Source organism: Burkholderia sp. MSMB1826, from assembly GCF_001526325.1.
GTDB lineage: Bacteria > Pseudomonadota > Gammaproteobacteria > Burkholderiales > Burkholderiaceae > Burkholderia.
Genome location: NZ_LOYN01000048.1, coordinates 23126 through 39972 on the forward strand (window position 1 = coordinate 23126; position 16847 = coordinate 39972).

Sequence of the window (16847 nt, forward strand, 5' to 3'; positions counted from 1 at the left end):
GAGCCTGTTATCGGCGTGAACAGGCGCTAATGCAGCGAGAAAAACAGGCCGGCAATCGCCGCGCTCATCAGGTTCGACAGCGTCGCCGCCGTCAGCGCGCGCAAGCCGAGCCGCGCGACGTCCGAGCGGCGCTCGGGCGCGACCGCGCTGAAGCCGCCCGCGAGAATCGCGATCGACGAGAAGTTCGCGAAGCCGCACAGCGCGAACGACACGATCGCGAGCGTCTTCGCGTCGAGCACCTGGAGGCCGGCCGCCGCCGCGTGCGCACCGCCCTTCAGATACGGCGACAGGTCGCCGTACGCGACGAATTCGTTGAAGATCAGTTTCTCGCCGATGAAGTTGCCGGCCAGCGCCGCATCGTGCCACGGCACGCCGATGATCCACGCGAGCGGCGCGAACAGGTGGCCGATGATGCCGACCAGCGTGACCTGCGGAAAGCCCGCGAACGCGGCCGCGCCGCCGACGATCAGGTTCATCAGTGCGATGAGCCCGACGAACGCGATCAGCATCGCGCCGACGTTGATCGCGATCCGCAGGCCCACCGATGCGCCGGATGCGGCCGCCTCGATCACGTTGGCGGCCCGCTTGTCGTCGAAATCGAGGCCGTCGACCACCACGCGGCTCGGCTCGACGGTCGGAAACAGCAGCTTGCCGAACAGCAGCCCGCCCGGCACCGCCATGAACGATGCGGCGAGCAGATACTCCATCTTCACGCCGAGGCCGGCGTAGCCGACCAGCACCGAGCCCGCGACCGACGCCATGCCGCTCGCCATCACCGTGAAGATCTCGGCGCTCGTCATGTTGCGCACGAACGGCTTCACGAGCGCGGGCATCTCGCTCTGCCCGAGGAAGATCGTCGCGACGGCCGAGCACGCCTCGATGCGGCTCACGCCGAGCACTTTCGCGAGCCCCGCGCCGAGGATCGCGACGATCCACTTCATCACGCCGATGTAATACAGCACCGAGATCAGCGCGGTGACGAAGATGATCATCGGCAGCACGCGCAGGCCGAACACGAATCCGCCATCGCCGAACAACTGGAACATCCGCGCGTCGACCAGCCCGCCGAACACGAACGCGATGCCGTGATTGCCCATGTCGAGCACGCGATTGACGCCGTTCGCGGCTGCGGCCAGCGCCGCGCGCCCCGACGGCACGAACAGCACCAGCGCACCGATCGCGAACTGCGTGAGCAGCGCGGCGATCATGGTTCGCACGCTGACCGCGCGGCGGTTGTTCGACAGCAGATACGCGACCAGCAACAGAAACAGCATACCGAGGAGACTGCGCAGAATATCCACCTTGTGCTCCTTTCTCACTATTTGAACTGTTCGGCGGGCGACCCGTGCCCGCGACCCGCGTGATCGGGTGGGTGGATGTTACTCGCACGATACGTGCGCCGGCAACGTCGCCAAAATCGTCGACATCAATGGCATCGATCGTTTCTATTTTCGTGCTTCGACTGCTTGATCAGTTATGCTATTTAGCTGCCTAAAATGCGCGCGGGACGTGCCGTTCGAACGGACACGTCCCGCACGACACGCGTCGTTCAACCCGCGCGTTCGACCGGATGCGGCTCGCGCAGACGGTTCGCGATCCGTGCCACCTCGTAGTAGCCTGCCCCCGGCGGGCGCTTCAGGTAACGGCCCGCGCCGCGCACCGCGCGCAATTCGCCGTCGGCCCACACGAGTGCGCCGCGCGTAAGCGTGTGCGTCGCGACACCCTGCACGGTCATCCCCTCGAACACGTTGAAGTCGACCTGCTGATGATGCGTCTTCACCGAAATCGTCTTCGTCGCGGCCGGGTCCCACACGACGAGGTCGGCATCGGCGCCGACCTGCACGGCGCCCTTGCGCGGATACAGGTTGAAGATCTGCGCGGCGTTCGTCGATGTGATCCGCACGAATTCGTTCGGCGTGATTCGGCCATGATTCACGCCGTGATGCCACAGCACCGACATGCGATCCTCGACGCCGCCGCAGCCGTTGGGGATCTTCGTGAAATCGTTGCGACCCATCGCCTTCTGCGACGCGCAGAACACGCAGTGGTCGGTCGCCGTCGTATGCAGCTGCCCCGACTGCAGCCCGCGCCACAGCGCCTCGCGATGCTCGGCCGAGCGAAACGGCGGGCTCATCACGTGGGCCGCCGCGCGCGTCCAGTCCGGATCGCGATAGACGGCCTCGTCGATCACGAGATGGCCCGGCAACACTTCGCCGAACACGCGCAGCCCTTCGCTGCGCGCGCGCGTGATCACATCCACCGCATCCTTCGCCGACACGTGCACGATATACACGGGCACGCCGAGCACCTGCGCGATACGGATCGCGCGGTTCGCGGCTTCGCCCTCCACCTCCGGCGGCCGCGACAACGGATGCGCCTCCGGGCCCGTCATGCCGCGCGCGAGCAGCGCCTTTTGCAGTTGGAACACGAGTTCGCCGTTCTCCGCATGCACGGTCGGCAGCGCACCGAGTTCGAGCGAACGCGTGAAGCTGTTCACGAGAATCTCGTCGTCGGCCATGATCGCGTTCTTGTACGCCATGAAATGCTTGAAGCTCGACACGCCGTGCTCGCGCACGAGCGTGCCCATGTCGCGGTGCACGCTGTCGTCCCACCACGTCACGGCGACGTGAAACCCGTAGTCGGACGCCGACTTCTCGGCCCAGCCGCGCCATTCGCGGAATGCATCCATCAGCGGCTGCTTCGGGCTCGGAATCACGAAGTCGATGATGCTCGTCGTGCCGCCCGACAGCCCGGCAGCGGTGCCCGAATAGAAATCGTCGCTCGCGGTCGTGCCCATGAACGGCAGTTCCATGTGCGTATGCGGATCGATGCCGCCCGGCATCACGTACCGGTCGTGCGCGTCGACGACGGTCGCGCCGGCCGGCGCGTCGATCCGCTCTGCAATCTGCAGGATCGTGCCGCCGTCCTGCGGGTCCGCGCAGAGTACGTCCGCACGATAGGAACGGTCCGCATCGACCACGGTGCCGCCACGAATCAGGATTGCCATTTCGTTGCCTCCTCGTTGACTGTCGGGTGCCGCATGCCGCGCGCGAGTCGCCTCCGGCTCGCGCGTCATGCGCTCGCGATCTGCGCGCGCTGTCCGGCGCGCCGCTTCATCCAGGTGCCGTACACGCCGGACGCCAGCACGAGGCCGACGAACCACGCGTACGTGTAAAGCGTGTTGAAGAACGCCGGCACGTTCGGGAACGACGCCGGAAACGCCGTATGCAGGAAGCCCGGCAGGTTCGGCAGCACGCCGACCGCGAGCGCGACCAGCGCGGCCGGGTTCCAGCCGCGCGCGTAGCTGAAGTCCCCGCCCTCGTCGAACAATGCGCGCGTATCGAGCTGCGTGCCGCGAATCAGGAAATAGTCGACCATCAGGATGCCCGCGACCGGCCCGAGCAGCGCCGAATAGCCGACGAGCCAGGTGAAGATATAGCCGTCCGTCGTCGCGAGGATCTTCCACGGCATCATCACGATCGCGATCGTCGCGGTGATCATCCCGCCCGCGCGATACGAGATCGCCTTCGGCCACAGACTCGAAAAATCGTAAGCAGGACCAACGAGATTCGCGGCGAGGTTGCAGCACATCGTGTCGAGCGTGAGGATCACGAGCGCGATGCCGACACCGATGCCGGTCATCCGGCTCGTCAGGTCGATCGGATCCCAGATCGCGTTGCCGTAGATCACGACGGTCGCCGACGTCACGACGACCGACACCACCGACAGCAGCGCCATCGGCAGCGGCAGCCCGATCGACTGCCCGATCATCTGGTCGCGCTGCGAACGCGCGAAGCGCGTGAAATCGGGGATGTTCAGCGCGAGCGTCGCCCAGAAGCCGACCATCGCGGTCAGGCCCGGCCAGAAGGTCGCCCAGAACAGCCCGGCCTTCTTGCCGCCCGCCGCGAACTGCGACGGCGCCGACAGCATCGAGCCGAACCCGCCCGCCTTCGACGTCGCCCACCACACGAGCGCCACGCACATCACGACCTTGATCGGCGCGGACCAGCTTTCGAGCCAGCGGATAGAATCGGTGCCGTGCAGGATGAAGTACAGCTGCAGCGCCCAGAACACGAGGAAGCACGCGAGCTGCCCGAACGAGATGCCGACGAGCGGCAGCGCCGCGCCGTGCAGCGCATTGCCGGTCAGGATGTTCAGCAGCGTGTAGATCGCGCTGCCGCCGAGCCAGGTCTGGATACCGTACCAGCCGCAGGCGACGATCGCGCGCAACAGCGCCGGCAGCTTCGCGCCCTGCGTGCCGAACGACGCGCGCACGAGCACCGCGTACGGAATTCCGTGCTTCGCGCCCGCATGGCCGATCAGCAGCATCGGCACGAGCACGATCAGGTTGCCGAGCAGCACCGTCGTCACCGCCTGCCACGGCGACATGCCTTCCTGGATCAGCCCGGCCGCGAGCATGTACGACGCGATGTTCATCACCATCCCGACCCACAGCGCCGCGAAGTGGTACCACTTCCACGTGCGCTGCGCCGGCGTCGTCGGCGCGAGGTCGTCGTTGTACAGACTGCCGCCGTGCGCCGCGGCGCTGTCGGGATCGGCGGGATTCGCTGCGGATTTCATCGATCGCACTCCACGAAAACGTCGGCGCCGGCATCGTGCGATGCCGGCCCGGGGAAACGAAAAGCGGCGGCGCGGCACCTTCCGCGCCGCCGGACGCCGGTCAGGCCGCCTTCGCGTGCTTCTCGGGCGCGGCCGCCGGACCGCCGCTCGCACCGGCATCCGCGCTCGCCGGATTGTTCGGATGCGTGGTCCAGTTCGCGTAGTCGCCCGAATCGACGCGCTCCATCGTGATGCATTGCTCGACCGGACACACATGCATGCAAAGATTGCACCCGACGCACTCCGAATCGATCACTTCGAAATGCCGCACGCCGTCCTTCGTCGCCGTGATCGCCTGGTGCGACGTGTCCTCGCATGCGATATGGCACAGCCCGCACTGGATGCAGCGGTCCTGGTCGATGCGCGCCTTGATGTCGTACTTCAGGTTCAGGTATTTCCAGTCGGTCACGTTCGGCACCGCGCGGCCGCGGATGTCGTCGAGCGTCGCGTAGCCCTTCTCGTCCATCCAGTTCGACAGCCCGTCGACGAGATCCGACACGATCCGGAAGCCGTAATGCATCGCGGCGGTGCACACCTGCACGCTGCCGGCGCCGAGCACCATGAACTCGGCCGCGTCGCGCCATGACGAGATGCCGCCGATGCCCGAGATCGGCAGGTTCGGCGTTTCCGGATCGCGTGCGATCTCCGCGACCATGTTCAGCGCGATCGGCTTGACCGCCGGGCCGCAATAGCCGCCGTGCGTGCCCTTGCCGTCGACGGTCGGCACCGGCGCCATCTGGTCGAGATCGACCGCGACGATCGAGTTGATCGTGTTGATCAGCGACACCCCGTCCGCGCCGCCCTTGTACGCGGCGCGCGATCCCATCCGGATGTCGCTGATGTTCGGCGTGAGTTTCACGAGGCATGGCAGCTTCGTGCCTTCCTTCACCCAGCGCGTGACCATCTCGACGTATTCGGGCACCTGCCCGACCGCCGCGCCCATCCCGCGCTCGCTCATCCCGTGCGGGCAGCCGAAGTTCAGCTCGACCGCATCGGCGCCGGTATCCTCCACGAGCGGCAGGATCCATTTCCAGTCGCACTCGTTGCACGGCACCATCAGCGACACGATCAGCGCGCGGTCCGGCCAGTCGCGCTTCACCTGCGCGATTTCTCTCAGGTTCACGTCGAGCGGACGGTCGGTGATCAGCTCGATATTGTTCAGCCCCGCGATGCGCTGGCCGTTCCACTGCACCGCGCCATAGCGCGAACTGACGTTGACGACGTGCGGATCGAGCCCGAGCGTCTTCCAGACGACGCCGCCCCAGCCGGCCTCGAACGCGCGATTGACGTTGTAGGCCTTGTCGGTCGGCGGCGCGGACGCCAGCCAGAAGGGGTTCGGCGAAGTGATGCCTGCGAGGGTGCAGCGAAGATCGGCCATGTTCGGCTCCGTGAGAAGGGGGTCGTGTTCGGTGTGCCGGCGGTGCGCCGCGCGTTCAGGCCGCCTTCGCGGCGCGCGCGGCGAGCGTCGCGTCGATCGACGCAGCCGCGCGCTTGCCGTCCTGCACGGCCTGTACCGTGAGGTCGACGCCGTCGGTCGCCGCGCAGTCGCCGCCGGCCCATACGTCCGGCAGTGCCGTGCGCCCGTCCGCATCCACCGCGATACGCGCGCCGTCCGCGGTCAGCAACATGGCCGCGATACCGTCCGGCACGAGCGTCTGGCCGATCGCCTTCAGCACCATGTCCGCGTCGACGGTGAAGCGCTCGCCCGATGCGGCCTCGAATTCGACGCCCGTCACCTGCCCGTTCGCGCCCGCCATGCGCACCGGCTTCGCGTGCGTGACGAGCGCGACGCCGCTCTTCTGCGCGAACTCGCGCTCGGCCCACGTCGCGCTCATCGCGTCCACGCCGCGCCGGTACACCATCGTCACGCGCTCGGCGCCGAGCTTGCGGCTCTGCACCGCCGCATCGATCGCCGTATTGCCGCCGCCGATCACGACCACGCGCCGCCCGACCGGCACGTTCGCGAGCTCGTCGGCCTGCCGCACCTGCTCGATGAAATCGACCGCATTCATCACGCCGCCCAGTTGCTCGCCGTCGATCGCGAGCGCACGCACGCCGCCGAGCCCCATCGCGAGGAATACCGCGTCGTGCTGCTCGCGCAGCGCGTCGAGCGTCACGTCGCGTCCGAGCGCCACGCCCGTTTCCAGCGTGATGCCGCCCACCGACAGCAGCCACTCCACCTCGCGTTGCGCAAAATCGTCGACGGTCTTGTATGCGGCGATCCCGTATTCGTTGAGGCCCCCGGCCTTCGGGCGCGCGTCGAACAGCGTGACGCGGTGCCCGGCGAGTGCGAGCCGGTGCGCGCACGCGAGCCCGGCCGGCCCCGCGCCGACCACCGCCACCTGGCGGCCCGTCTCGGGCGCGCGCCGGAACTGCACCGCGCCCGTCTGCATCGCCCAGTCGGTCGCATGCCGCTGCAGCGCGCCGATCGCAACCGGCTGCGCATCCTGATGGTTGCGCACGCATGCACCTTCGCACAGGATCTCCGTCGGGCACACGCGTGCGCACATCCCGCCGAGTGGATTCGCGGACAGGATGTCCATCGCCGCGCCTTTCAGGTTGCCGTTGCCGATCTTGCGGATGAAGCTCGGGATGTCGATCTGCGTCGGGCACGCGTGCACGCACGGCGCGTCGTAACAGTAATGGCAGCGGCTCGCGGCGGCCGCCGCGGCAGTCGGATCGAGCAGCGGCGCGATATCGGCGAACTCGCACGAGAGTTGCGTGGACGACAGGCGATGCGCGGCGATATCGCCGGTTGGCTTGGTGGTCATACGCGTTCCTTCGACTGGGTGGAGACAAAGCCGTCCCCGCCGGCTGCGAATGCACAGTCGGGGCGGTCATGCTTAGGCCTGCGAATTTCGAACTCCAGGCAGCCTCGCGGCTGCTACGGTCGGTTCGTCATGAAGCCGGCTCGCATGCGCGCGACAGCATCGCGTGCAGCAACACGTTCGCGCCGGCCTCGATCCATGCGGGCGTCGCGTCCTCGATCTCGTTGTGGCTGATGCCGTCGACGCAGGGCACGAACACCATCGACGTCGGCGCGACCTGCGCCAGATAGCACGCGTCGTGGCCCGCGCCCGACACGATGTCGCGATGCGAGTAGCCGAAGCGTTCGGCCGCGTCGCGCACGGCCGCCACGCAGGCGGGATCGAACGCGACCGGCTTGTAATAGAAAATCTGCTCGAGTTCGGTGTCGAGCCCGATGTCGGCCGCGATGCGCGCGACGCCGTCGCGCAGCGCCGCATCCATCTTCGCGAGCACGGCGTCGTCCGGATGACGGAAATCGACGGTGAAGAACACGCGGCCGGGAATCACGTTGCGCGAGTTCGGGTGGACCTGCATCATGCCGACCGTCGCGCAACCGAACGGCGCATGATCGAGGCCGATCCGGTTGACGAGATCGACCACGCGCGACGCGCCGAGCAACGCGTCGCGGCGGCGCGGCATCGGCGTCGGTCCCGCGTGCGCTTCCTGGCCGGTGAACGTGATCTCGTACCATCGCTGCCCCTGCGCGTCGGTCACGACGCCGATCGTCTTGCATTCCGCTTCGAGAATCGGCCCCTGCTCGATATGCAGCTCGAATGCCGCATGCAGCTTGCGCCCGCCGCACGGCACGTCGCCCGCGTAGCCGATGCGCGCCAGTTCCTCGCCGATCGTCTTGCCGTCGACGTCCTTGCGAGACAACCCGTATTCGAGCGGGAACACGCCCGCGAACACGCCCGACGCGACCATCGCGGGCGCGAAGCGCGAGCCCTCCTCGTTGGTCCAGATCACGACCTCGACCGGATGCTCGGTCTCGATGCCGTGATCGTTGAGACTGCGAATCACCTCGAGGCCGCCGAGCACGCCGTAGATGCCGTCGAAACGCCCGCCGGTCGGCTGCGAATCCGCGTGCGAGCCCGTGACGACCGGCGCCGCGTCGGCCACGCGGCCCGCGCGGCGCATGAACACGTTGCCCATCGTATCGACCGTCACCGTGCAGCCGGCGGCCTTCGCCCAGCCGACGATCAGGTCGCGGCCGGCCTTGTCGAGATCGGTCAGCGCGAGTCGGCACACGCCGCCTTTCGGTGTCGCGCCGATTTTCGCGATCTCCATCAGGCTCTCCCACAACCGCTTGCCGTCGACCTTGATCGACGTGTCGAAAGCTGCCCGCTTCACTGTTTCCGATACTGCGTTCATTCGTATCGCTCCTGTGGGGTCGGTGATGTCGTCGGCCCGGTCCGTGCCGGTGCACGCGAGGCCTGTTTCGGGGCACGCCGCCCGGACGCGGTGCATGCTCCGCCGGTTCGCGAAACGCGTTAAATCCTGTCCGATTGGACAGGTTTTAGACGATCAAAATGACCAGCGCAACGTCTTTCTTGCGCGACGCACCTGAGCGAGAAACGTGCCATCGCAACGCAGCATCGCCGTGGAGCGGCGGCATCTCCGCGCGTGTGCGCGACGCGAATCAGCGGCTAGAATGAAGCCCAACGCGGCATGCCCGCCGCGCGAGGGTAACGATGAGACATGACGAGGCGACAACCGCAGCCACCGACCGGGACGAAACGCCGGCGCCTTTGCGGCGACGCAAGGCGCACATTCGCGAGTCCAACGAAGCGCATCTGCTCGCGTGCGCGGAAGCCGTATTCGCGGAGCGCGGGCTCGCCGGCGCCAGCACCGCGATGATCGCGGAGCGCGCCGGCCTGCCGAAGGCGAACGTGCACTACTACTTCCCGACCAAGCTCGCGCTGTACCGCCGCGTACTCGACGACCTGTTCGAGGACTGGCATCACGCGGCCGGCTCGTTCGAGGCCGGCGACGATCCGGTGGAGGCGATCGGCGGCTACGTGCGCGCGAAGATGGCGCTGTCGCAGCGGCGCCCGCTCGGCTCGAAGGTCTGGGCCAACGAGATCATCCACGGCGCGGAGCACATGCAGGACATCCTGTCGCAACGCGTGAAGCCGTGGTTCGACACGCGCATCAAGGTGATCGAAGGCTGGATCGCGCGCGGCCTGCTCGCGCCGATCGACCCGCATGCGCTGATGTACCTGATCTGGGCGACCACGCAGCACTATGCGGATTTCGATGCGCAGATTCGCGCGCTGAGCGGCAAGCGCGCGTTCACGAAGAAGGCGTTCGACGAAAAGACCGAGCAGGTCGTGCAGCTCGTGATTCGCGCGTGCGGCGCGGTGTCGCCGCATGCGAAGTCGTAACGCGACACGGCGATCCACCGAATAAAAGCGGGCGGCGCGCACCACACGGGGATGTTCCGTGCGATACGCGCCGCCCGTGTCGGCGCCAGCTTGCGTGCGAACGATGCGTTACGCGATGCGCTCGATCGCGATGGCCGTCGCTTCGCCGCCGCCGATGCACAGCGATGCGATACCGCGCTTCAGGCCGTACGTTTCGAGCGCGGCCAGCAGCGTCACCATCACGCGCGCACCCGATGCACCGATCGGATGCCCGAGCGCGCACGCGCCGCCGTGTACGTTGACCTTCTCGTGCGGCAGGTCGAGGTCGCGCATCGCGGCCATCGGCACCACCGCGAACGCTTCGTTGATCTCGAACAGGTCGACGTCGCGCAGGTTCCAGCCGGTTTTCTCCGACAGCTTGCGCAGCGCGCCGATCGGCGCGGTCGCGAACAGGCCGGGCTTGTCCGCATAAGTCGAATGCCCGACGATCACCGCCTTCGGCGTGAGGCCGAGGCGCTCGGCTTCCGAGCGGCGCATCATCACGAGCGCGGCCGCGCCGTCCGAGATCGACGACGCGTTCGCGGCCGTCACCGTGCCGCCGTCGCGAAACGTCGGCTTCAGCGTCGGAATCTTGTCGAGTTTCGCCTTGCCCGGCTGCTCGTCGATCGACACGACGCTTTCCGTCTTGCCGGCCTTGACGGTCACCGGCGCGATTTCCGACGCGAAATGCCCTTCGGCGATCGCGCGCTGTGCGCGCGTGAGCGATGCAATCGCAAACGCGTCCTGCGCGTCGCGCGTGAACTGGTAGGCCTGCGCGCAATCCTCGGCGAACGTGCCCATCAGGCGGCCCTTTTCATAGGCGTCCTCGAGCCCGTCGAGGAACATGTGGTCGAGCACCTGCCCATGCCCCATGCGCATGCCCGCGCGCGCCTTCGGCAGCAGGTACGGCGCATTCGTCATGCTCTCCATCCCGCCCGCGACGGCGACGCCCGCCGACCCCGCCAGCAGCAGGTCGTGCGCGAACATCGCCGCCTTCATCCCCGAACCGCACATCTTGTTGACCGTGGTCGCGCCCGCCGCGAGCGGCAGGCCGGCCTTCAGCGCGGCCTGTCGCGCGGGCGCCTGCCCCTGCCCGGCCGGCAGCACGCAGCCGAACACGATTTCGTCGATGCGTTCGGCCGGCACGTTCGCGCGCTCGAGCGCGGCACGAATCGCCACCGCGCCGAGGTCGCTCGCGCTGGCTGCCGCCAGGTCGCCCTGAAAACCACCCATCGGCGTGCGCGCCGCGCCCACGATTACGATCGGATCCTGAGTCGTCATGATTCGCTTCCTCCAGTGTCAGCGCGGTGCCATGCGCAACGCGCCATCGAGACGGATGACTTCGCCGTTCAGCATCGTGTTCTCGACGATGTGGCGCACCAGCGCCGCAAATTCTTCCGGGCGGCCGAGCCGCGGCGGGAACGGCACGCTCTTGCCGAGCGCGTCCTGCACGTCCTGCGGCATGCCGGCCATCATCGGCGTCGCGAAGATGCCGGGCGCGACCGTCACGACGCGAATGCCGAAGCGCGCGAGCTCGCGTGCGATCGGCAGCGTCATGCCCACCACGCCGCTCTTCGACGCCGCATACGCGGCCTGTCCGATCTGCCCGTCGAACGCCGCGACCGACGCCGTATTGACGATCACGCCGCGCTCGCCTTCCGCGTCGGCGTCCTGCTTCGACATCGCTTCGGCCGCCAGCCGGATCATGTTGAACGTGCCGACCAGGTTGATCGACACCGCGCGCGCGAAGCGGTCGAGCGAATGCGGGCCGTCGCGGCCCACGACCTTCTCGCCCGGTGCGACGCCCGCGCAATTGACGAGCACGTCGACACGGCCGAACGCGTCGCGCGCGGCGGCGACGGCCGCCTGACCGTCGGCTTCGCTCGTCACGTCGGTCTTCACGAACCGCGCGGCCGCGCCGAGTTCGTTCGCGAGGCTCGCGCCCGCTTCTTCGTTGACATCCAGCAGCACGGCCTTGCCGCCTTGCGCGACGACCATGCGCGCCACCGCGGCGCCGAGGCCGGAACCTGCGCCCGTAATCAGAAAAACGCGATCCTTGATATTCATTCGCAGTCCATATTCAGGGTTGAGCGGCCTTCTCGGCTTCCATCTTGCGCAACACGAAGCGCTGGATCTTGCCGCTCGGGGTTTTCGGCAGCGCGTCGACGAAGTCGATCGCGCGCGGATAAGCGTGAGCGGACAACCGCCGCTTCACGTGCAGACTCAATTCCTCGGCCAGTTCCGACGTGCCGTCGAACCCTTTCGACAGGACGACGAACGCCTTCACGATTTCAGTGCGCTCGGGGTCGGGCACGCCGATCACGGCGGCCTCGCTGACGGCCGGATGCTCGATCAGCGCGCTTTCGACGTCGAACGGACCGATCCGGTAGCCCGACGACGTGATCACGTCGTCCGAGCGGCCGATGAAGCTCACGGTGCCGTCCGGCTCCAGCTCGACGTTGTCGCCGGTCCGGTAGTAGCCGCCCGCGATCGCCGGCGTGTCCTGCTGCCAGTAGCCGGAGAACCACAGCAGCGGCGAGCGCGCGATGTCGATCGCGAGGGTGCCGGGCTCGCCGGGGCCGAGTTCGCGGCCGGCTTCGTCGAGCACCGCAACACGGTAGCCGGGCAGCGCGAGGCCGGCCGAACCGACGTGCACGACATGCGTGAGGCCGTGATGGTTGTTCACGACCATGCCGAGCTCGGTCTGGCCGTAGTGATCGTGGATCGGCGCACCGAGCGCCGCGTGGAACCAGCGCACGACTTCCGGATTCAGCGGTTCGCCGGCACTGCTGACCACGCGCAGCTGGCCTTTCAGCCGCGCGGCCGCTTCGTTGCCGGCCGCCATCAGCATCCGGTACGCGGTCGGCGAACCCGCGAGGCTCGTGATGCCGAGCCGTTCGATCACGTCGTACGTGCTGTCGACCGTGAAGCCGCCCTCGTAGAGCGTCGTTGCATGACCGAGCAGCAACGGGCCCGTGATCGCGTAATAAAGCCCGTACGCCCAGCCCGGGTCGGCGATATTCCAGAACCGGTCGGTGGCGCGCAGATCCACCGCTTCGCGCATGTACGCGCCGAACGCGAGCAACGCATACAGCGGCACCGGCACGCCCTTTGGCAGACCCGTCGTGCCGGACGTCGACATCATCATGAACAGGTCGGACCCCTTGCGCAGTACGGGCTCGAACCTGTCGGACTGCACCTCGAGCATCGCCCGGAAATCGATGTCGCCGTCCGGCAGCATGTCGCTCGCTTCGCGCACCGTCGCGACCGACGGGCAATCGGCGATTTCGTCGAGCTTCGCGCGATTCGCGACGTTGGTCACGACGAGCCGCGCACCGCTCATGCGCAGCCGATGCTCGATCGCCTTCGGGCCGAACGCGGTGAACAGCGGCTGGTACACGGCGCCCGCGCGCCACGTGCCGAGGATCGTCGCGACGAGCTCCGGTGTGCGCGGCAGCAGGCCGGCCACCACGTCGCCGGGCTTCACGCCCTGTGCGACCAGCAGGTTAGCGACCCGGGCCGACAACGCCTGCATCTGCGCGAACGTGAAGCGGCGGTGCTGCCCGGCGGCGTCGATCCAGTCGAGCGCGATCGCGTCCGCCTTCGCGTGGCGGTCGCAGCATTCGACACACGCGTTCAGGCCGCGCTCCAGATCGCCGTTCAGTTGCGCGGCGGCGGTCTCGATACTGAACCGGGCCACGGCGTCGGCATAGGCCGGCACCGGCCGGGCGGTAGCTCCTTCGGGCATGCGCGTCTCCTGTTCGTTATGGCCGCCGTCGAGCCAGCGCGCGACGGGGATACATCGATAGTAGACAGCCGCTACATTGCAATCAATGACAAACGGAATCTAGAATCGTGATCGTTTTTGCCATGCCGGGAGGGTGCTGGGAAATGGGGCCGCAGATGATTTCGCCGGATTTCGTCGACGATGCGCTCGCGTGCCTGCGCCGGCATGGTCTGCCGACCGCGCCCGTGCTGCGCACCGCCGGGCTGCCGGCGACCGTGCACGCGCCCGTCACGCCGCAACAGTACGGCCGGCTATGGCTCGCGATCGCCGGCGCGCTCGACGACGAATTCTTCGGGCTCGCCGCGCGCCCGATGCGGCGCGGCAGCTTTACGCTGCTGTGCCATGCGGTGCTACATGCCGGCACGCTCGACAAGGCGCTGCGGCGCGCGCTGCAGTTTCTGCGGGTCGTGCTCGACGAGCCGCACGGCGAGCTTGTCGTGGCTGACGGGCAGGCGCAGATCGTGCTGGCGCAATCGGGCGCGCCGTACCCGGCGTTTGCGTACCGGACGTTCTGACTGATCCTGCTCGGCGTCGCGTGCTGGCTGATCGGCCGGCGCATCCCGCTGCAGCGCATCGATTTCGCGTGCCCGAGCCCCGGCCAGCGCAGCGACTATCATCAGTTCTTCGGCGTCCCCGTGCATTTCGAGCGGCCCGACAGCCGGCTCGCGTTCAATGCCGCATACCTCGCGCTGCCGACGATCCGTTCGGAGCAGGCGCTGAAGACCTTCCTGCGCGGCGCGCCCGGCAATCTGCTCGTGCGCTACCGGCACGACACGGGCTGGGTCGCGAAGACGCGCGCGCACCTGAAGGCGCGGCCGGCCGCCGAGTGGCCCGACTTCGACACGCTGGCCGTGTACCTCGACACGACGCCGGCGACGCTGCGACGGCGTTTGCGCAGCGAAGGGCAAAGCTTCGCGGCGATCAAGGACGAGTTGCGCGGCGCGCTCGCACAGTCGCTGCTGCGCGGGCACACGCTGAGCGTCGCGGAGATCGCGGCCGAGCTCGGCTTCACCGAGCCGAGCGCGTTTCATCGCGCGTTCCGGAAATGGACGGGCACGAGCCCCGGCGCCTATCGGCGCGACGTGCATGCGGCGGAAGCGGAGTCGTGAATGCCGGTGGGCGCGAGCGTCTCGTCGTGTGCCGTCGATACGCCCGGCTCTGCCTTTTTCCAGCCCCTTGCGCAAGGTCTGCTCGCCGAGATAGTTCTCGAGCGTCTTCGGCACGTGGCCGCCCTTGCGTTCCGGTGAGATTCTGCGTAGCGCTCACCGCACCACGGAGCGTGGCATGACGTTGCACCCCGTTCCGTCTGACCACATACTGGTCGGCCCGTCCGAACGAGGTTGCGTCGATGGTGAATACCGCTGAGAGCGCCGCTTCGATCTTCGGCGTGATCGGAACGGCCGTGTCGTTGCTGGCAGCGATTCCTTACGCGCTCGCGATCTACCGACGGACCGTTCGCCCGCATCTGTTCACGTGGCTCGTGTGGTCGGTCGTCACGGCGATCGCGGCCGCCGGCCAGTTCGTCGCGGGCGCGGGACCGTCCGCATGGTGCACGGCGGCGATTGCCGTCACATGCTTTCTGACGCTGATCGCCAGCCTGTTTCGCGGCGAGCGCGGCTGGACGGGCCTCGACTGGTTGTTCCTGTGCGCGGCGCTATCGGCCATTCCGCTGTGGATGCTGACCGACGATCCGACTGTGTCGATCTGCCTGGTTACGCTGATCGAGCTTGCCGGCCTCGGCCCGACCGTGCGCAAGACGATCCGCGATCCGTGGAGCGAGAGCCTCGCCTATTTCGCGCTGTGCGTGCTCAAGTACGCGCTGGCGTTGCTGGCGCTGAGCACATGGAGTGTCGCGGTCGCGTTCTATCCGGCCGTCAACCTCATCGCGTCGATCGGCATCTGCCTGGTGATGCTCGTCCGGCGTCAGTCGTTGTCGAATGCGCGGTAGGCTGCATTCGTCGCCGCCGTACCGCTTCCCTTCCGAAAATGATGCGAGGCCTGACATGGATGCAATCCGTACCGTCATCGAACCCAGCGAAACTGCGCTCCGCGCCGCGATGCTGGCCAACGACGTCGATGTGCTCGACACGCTGCTGGACGACGATCTGGTGTTCACGGTCCCGACCGGCCAGATCATCTCGAAAGAGGACGACCTGGCCGCGCATCGCGCGAAGCTACTGCGTCTCGACACACTCGACGTCCACGAAATGCACGCATGCGCGATCGACGGGATGATCCTGACCACGACGCGAGCGACCCTCACCGGTCGTTTCGATGGCACGGCATTCGCCGGCACGTTTGCCTATACGCGCCTGTGGCGTCGATCGGGCGCCAACTGGCGCGTCATCGCCGGGCATGCATCGCAGGTCATGTAGCTGCGGCGAGCGTGTGCGGATGAGCCGCGTCAGGCAATGCTGCTGCGAGCGGGCCGGTTGTCGATCGAGCGGTGAGACGCCGCGATCCGGATGATGCACTGATGAAATCGCCGACCATGGTGGTATCGGCCATGACGAGAGTCGAAATGAACGAGCTATTTACCGTGCGTCCTGCGCGTGCCGCGGACGCGGACGAACTCACGCAATTGGCGCGCCTTTCGAAGGCACATTGGGGCTATCCGAAGGAATGGCTCGACTTGTGGCAAAACGATCTTGCGATTTCGCCGGAGACGATCGAAGGAGCGATCGGTTACGTCGCGGAATCGGGCGGGTCGATCATCGGGTTCTGGGTCCGAGCGTCATTGGATTCGGATAGACCGACGCCCGGATGGTTGTTCGTTCATCCCGATCACATGGGCCAGGGCATCGCCCATGCGCTGTGGGAATCAGTTCGGGCCGAAGCCGCTGCGAGAGGAATCAAAAGCTTCGTGATCGAAGCGGATCCCAATGCTGCGCCGTTCTATCTGGCGCTGGGAGCTGAAAAGATTGGCGAACAGGAATCGAGCGCCATTCCGGGCAGATTTTTTCCGATCTTGCGGATCACGGTCTGACGAGGGCGTTGCGACGGAGAAATATCGGAATTCGGTCGGTCGGACAGGGGCATGAAGACGTTTTCCACGCCCCAGGCTCGTGCCGGATAGCGCGTCGCCGGGCCTAGTGCACTTCCACCGCGCCAATGCAAAAACCCCCGCCTTTCGGGCGGGGGTTTCTGGCTTAGGGAGCCTGACGATTACCTACTTTCACACGGGAATCCGCACTATCATCGGCGTAGAGTCGTTTCACGGTCCTGTTCGG

13 protein-coding genes and 1 pseudogene are annotated in these 16847 nt (G+C 67.2%); 5 read left to right on the forward strand and 9 right to left on the reverse strand.

Features of this window, described 5'->3' with window-relative positions:
- Nucleotides 1-26 precede the first annotated feature (26 nt).
- The 6 genes from WS95_RS27725 to WS95_RS27750 form a co-directional block, all read right to left on the reverse strand.
- Complete coding sequence (locus tag WS95_RS27725) at nt 27-1301, reverse strand: NupC/NupG family nucleoside CNT transporter (protein ID WP_059782476.1); 1275 nt, start codon at nt 1299-1301, stop codon at nt 27-29.
- A 248-nt stretch (nt 1302-1549) separates the two neighbouring features.
- Nucleotides 1550-3007: a dihydropyrimidinase gene (gene hydA, locus WS95_RS27730; RefSeq protein WP_059827225.1), complete on the reverse strand. Its 1458-nt coding sequence runs from the start codon at nt 3005-3007 to the stop codon at nt 1550-1552.
- Between the two features lie 65 nt (nt 3008-3072).
- Nucleotides 3073-4581, reverse strand: coding sequence for an NCS1 family nucleobase:cation symporter-1 (locus WS95_RS27735; RefSeq protein ID WP_059827227.1), 1509 nt, complete (start codon nt 4579-4581; stop codon nt 3073-3075).
- A gap of 100 nt (nt 4582-4681) precedes the next feature.
- Entirely contained in the window at nt 4682-5998 is a 1317-nt protein-coding gene (gene preA, locus WS95_RS27740; protein ID WP_059827229.1) for an NAD-dependent dihydropyrimidine dehydrogenase subunit PreA, read from the reverse strand.
- Nucleotides 5999-6053: 55 nt separating this feature from the next.
- Complete coding sequence (locus tag WS95_RS27745) at nt 6054-7391, reverse strand: NAD(P)-dependent oxidoreductase (protein ID WP_034209426.1); 1338 nt, start codon at nt 7389-7391, stop codon at nt 6054-6056.
- Between the two features lie 127 nt (nt 7392-7518).
- Nucleotides 7519-8799, reverse strand: coding sequence for a Zn-dependent hydrolase (locus WS95_RS27750; RefSeq protein ID WP_059782465.1), 1281 nt, complete (start codon nt 8797-8799; stop codon nt 7519-7521).
- 320 nt (nt 8800-9119) lie between these two features.
- On the opposite strand from WS95_RS27750, the gene WS95_RS27755 reads away from it, so the two are divergent.
- Nucleotides 9120-9812, forward strand: a complete 693-nt coding sequence (locus WS95_RS27755) for a TetR/AcrR family transcriptional regulator (RefSeq protein WP_059827231.1) — start codon at nt 9120-9122, stop codon at nt 9810-9812.
- Nucleotides 9813-9920: 108 nt separating this feature from the next.
- Here WS95_RS27755 and WS95_RS27760 read toward each other — a convergent pair whose 3' ends face one another.
- Genes WS95_RS27760 through WS95_RS27770 form a run of 3 tightly spaced genes read right to left on the reverse strand, consistent with a single transcriptional unit; the run spans nt 9921 to nt 13578 of the window.
- Nucleotides 9921-11111 (reverse strand): acetyl-CoA C-acetyltransferase, encoded by a 1191-nt coding sequence (locus WS95_RS27760; RefSeq protein ID WP_059827233.1) that lies wholly within the window; start codon nt 11109-11111, stop codon nt 9921-9923.
- Between the two features lie 18 nt (nt 11112-11129).
- Nucleotides 11130-11897: a 3-hydroxyacyl-CoA dehydrogenase gene (locus tag WS95_RS27765; RefSeq protein WP_059827235.1), complete on the reverse strand. Its 768-nt coding sequence runs from the start codon at nt 11895-11897 to the stop codon at nt 11130-11132.
- Nucleotides 11898-11910: 13 nt separating this feature from the next.
- Entirely contained in the window at nt 11911-13578 is a 1668-nt protein-coding gene (locus tag WS95_RS27770) for an acyl-CoA synthetase (protein ID WP_059827237.1), read from the reverse strand.
- A 143-nt stretch (nt 13579-13721) separates the two neighbouring features.
- Here WS95_RS27770 and WS95_RS27775 point away from each other — a divergent pair.
- The 4 genes and pseudogenes from WS95_RS27775 (at nt 13722) to WS95_RS27790 (ending at nt 16603) form a co-directional block, all read left to right on the forward strand.
- Nucleotides 13722-14726, forward strand: a pseudogene (locus WS95_RS27775) (AraC family transcriptional regulator).
- Nucleotides 14727-14965: 239 nt separating this feature from the next.
- Nucleotides 14966-15565, forward strand: a complete 600-nt coding sequence (locus tag WS95_RS27780) for a hypothetical protein (RefSeq protein WP_034209433.1) — start codon at nt 14966-14968, stop codon at nt 15563-15565.
- A 55-nt stretch (nt 15566-15620) separates the two neighbouring features.
- Nucleotides 15621-15992 carry a nuclear transport factor 2 family protein gene (locus WS95_RS27785; protein ID WP_059827238.1) on the forward strand — a complete coding sequence of 124 codons (372 nt, stop codon included), beginning with the start codon at nt 15621-15623 and terminating at the stop codon, nt 15990-15992.
- 146 nt (nt 15993-16138) lie between these two features.
- A complete protein-coding gene (locus WS95_RS27790; RefSeq protein WP_179950238.1) occupies nt 16139-16603 on the forward strand; it encodes a GNAT family N-acetyltransferase in 465 nt (154 codons plus the stop codon).
- The last annotated feature ends 244 nt before the right edge of the window (nt 16604-16847 follow it).

Excerpts from the sequence above, each read along its gene's own strand:
- hydA (WP_059827225.1), bottom strand. The coding sequence starts at position 3,007 with ATGGCAATCCTGATTCGTGGCGGCACCGTGGTCGATGCGGACCGTTCC.
- WS95_RS27735 (WP_059827227.1), bottom strand. The coding sequence starts at position 4,581 with ATGAAATCCGCAGCGAATCCCGCCGATCCCGACAGCGCCGCGGCGCAC.
- preA (WP_059827229.1), bottom strand. The coding sequence starts at position 5,998 with ATGGCCGATCTTCGCTGCACCCTCGCAGGCATCACTTCGCCGAACCCC.
- WS95_RS27745 (WP_034209426.1), bottom strand. The coding sequence starts at position 7,391 with ATGACCACCAAGCCAACCGGCGATATCGCCGCGCATCGCCTGTCGTCC.
- WS95_RS27750 (WP_059782465.1), bottom strand. The coding sequence starts at position 8,799 with ATGAACGCAGTATCGGAAACAGTGAAGCGGGCAGCTTTCGACACGTCG.
- WS95_RS27755 (WP_059827231.1), top strand. The coding sequence starts at position 9,120 with ATGAGACATGACGAGGCGACAACCGCAGCCACCGACCGGGACGAAACG.
- WS95_RS27760 (WP_059827233.1), bottom strand. The coding sequence starts at position 11,111 with ATGACGACTCAGGATCCGATCGTAATCGTGGGCGCGGCGCGCACGCCG.
- WS95_RS27765 (WP_059827235.1), bottom strand. The coding sequence starts at position 11,897 with ATGAATATCAAGGATCGCGTTTTTCTGATTACGGGCGCAGGTTCCGGC.
- WS95_RS27770 (WP_059827237.1), bottom strand. The coding sequence starts at position 13,578 with ATGCCCGAAGGAGCTACCGCCCGGCCGGTGCCGGCCTATGCCGACGCC.
- WS95_RS27780 (WP_034209433.1), top strand. The coding sequence starts at position 14,966 with ATGGTGAATACCGCTGAGAGCGCCGCTTCGATCTTCGGCGTGATCGGA.
- WS95_RS27785 (WP_059827238.1), top strand. The coding sequence starts at position 15,621 with ATGGATGCAATCCGTACCGTCATCGAACCCAGCGAAACTGCGCTCCGC.
- WS95_RS27790 (WP_179950238.1), top strand. The coding sequence starts at position 16,139 with ATGAACGAGCTATTTACCGTGCGTCCTGCGCGTGCCGCGGACGCGGAC.